We start from the raw sequence: 1,841 nt of genomic DNA on the forward strand, positions 1-1,841 counted from the left end.
GGACGAACATATCGCCCGCAAGGACGAGCGGATCGAACGGCTTGAGAAGCTGGTTGCAGCATTCAAGCAGGCAGCCTTTGGGCGCAAATCCGAGAAGACCGATCCTGACCAATTCGATCTGGCCCTGCAAGACCTGGAGACGGCTATGGGCGTCATCCATGCCGAGGATGAGGCGGACACGCTTGCAGGAACCAAGATTGCCAAGCCGCGCGCGATCAATCGCGGCTACCTTCCGAAGCATCTTCCGCGTGTCGAAGAGGTGATTGAGCCAGAAAGCCTGATCTGCGGCTGCGGTGGTTGCCTGTACTGCATTGGTGAGGATGTTTCCGAGCGACTGGACGTGATCCCGGCACGGTTCCGCGTGATCGTCACCCGCCGCCCTAAGTATGCCTGCCGGGCCTGCACCGACGGGGTCGTCCAAGCCCCAGCTCCGGCACGGCTGATCCAGGCTGGGCTGCCGACGGAAGCGACCGTCGCACATGTTCTTGTCTCCAAGTATGCCGATCACCTTCCGCTCTATCGGCAGGCGCAGATCATGAGCCGCCAGGGCATCGATCTCGACCGCTCCACGCTTGCCGATTGGGTCGGCCGGGCAGCGTTCGAATTGCGCCCCGTCTTCGACGCACTGATTGCCAACCTGAAGCGCTCGACCAAGCTGTTCATGGATGAGACCCGTGCCCCAGTTCTTGATCCTGGCTCCCGCAAGACCAAAACCGGATATTTCTGGGCGTTGGCGCGGGATAATCGCCCGTGGGGCGGTGGCGCTCCGCCGGGTGTCGCCTTCACCTATGCTCCTGGTCGGGGCGGCATTCATGCCGAACGTATACTGCAGGGTTTCTGTGGTGTCCTGCAGGTGGATGGATACGCCGGATACAACAGGCTGATCGCCCCCGAACGTGTCGGCCCAGACATCCAGCTTGCCTATTGTTGGGCCCACGCCCGGCGGAAGCTGGTGGAGATCACCCACAACGGGCCAGCACCGGTTGCCGAGGAGGGCGTTAGGCGGATCGGCGAACTGTATCGCATCGAAGCCGAACTGCGCGGCCTTGATCCTGAAGCTCGCCTTGCAGCTCGGCAGGAACGATCAGCGCCACTCGTCGCAGACATGCAGGCGTGGCTTCTCCATCACCGCACCCGCGTCGCAATGAAGTCGCCGCTCGGCGAGGCATTGGCCTACATCGCCAAATACTGGGATGGTCTGAAGCTCTTCCTAACCGATGGGCGCATCGAGATCGACAATAACACCGTCGAGCGGACCATCCGGCCGATAGCCCTAAACCGCAAGAACGCACTCTTTGCGAGGCATGACGCAGGAGCCGAGAACTGGGGGCGACCATCGCATCGCTCATCGAAACCTGCAAACTCAATGCCGCCGATCCCCTGGCTTATCTGACCGCCACACTCACCGCCATCGTCAACGGCCACAAGCAGAGCCGGATCGATAAACTTCTACCGTGGAATTATCCGGTCGAGTAACGTGTTCCCAAGGGCCGCAGTCGGCCGGAAGCTGCTGTCCTTCCATTCGATGGCGCTCACCAGTGACGCTTGGAAGAGGCTATTGCATATCCAAGCAGCGCGACGAGCCATACAGAAAAAAACAATGCTCCGGAGAGGATAGTCACGGCGAAGTAGCGTGCATACGAGTACAAGTTACCAAGCAGATTGGCATCAAAGGGTTGGACGACAGATGTTCCGGACGGGCAGGTCACTCCGTATCGGATATCTGACTTGCATCCGCTGGCTTGAGCTACACCTTCGACAAAGAATGCAGTCAACAGGGGCGATAGCGCATAAAGGACAATGAGCAATAGCGATATGACGAAGTATCTCATGGAAGGTAT

The 1,841-nt window shown here is 59.5% G+C and carries 1 protein-coding gene and 1 pseudogene; one reads left to right on the forward strand and one right to left on the reverse strand.

What is annotated here, in order from left to right; all coding sequences use genetic code 11:
* The first annotated feature begins 10 nt into the window (after positions 1–10).
* Positions 11–1,476, forward strand: a pseudogene (gene tnpC / locus BLU28_RS25785) (IS66 family transposase).
* 56 nt (positions 1,477–1,532) lie between these two features.
* On the opposite strand, the gene BLU28_RS26535 reads toward tnpC, so the two are convergent.
* On the reverse strand, positions 1,533–1,841 hold a 309-nt coding region (locus tag BLU28_RS26535), incomplete at its 5' end, for a hypothetical protein (RefSeq protein WP_210184489.1).

Source organism: Agrobacterium pusense (genome assembly GCF_900102105.1).
Taxonomy (GTDB): Bacteria; Pseudomonadota; Alphaproteobacteria; order Rhizobiales; family Rhizobiaceae; genus Agrobacterium; species Agrobacterium pusense.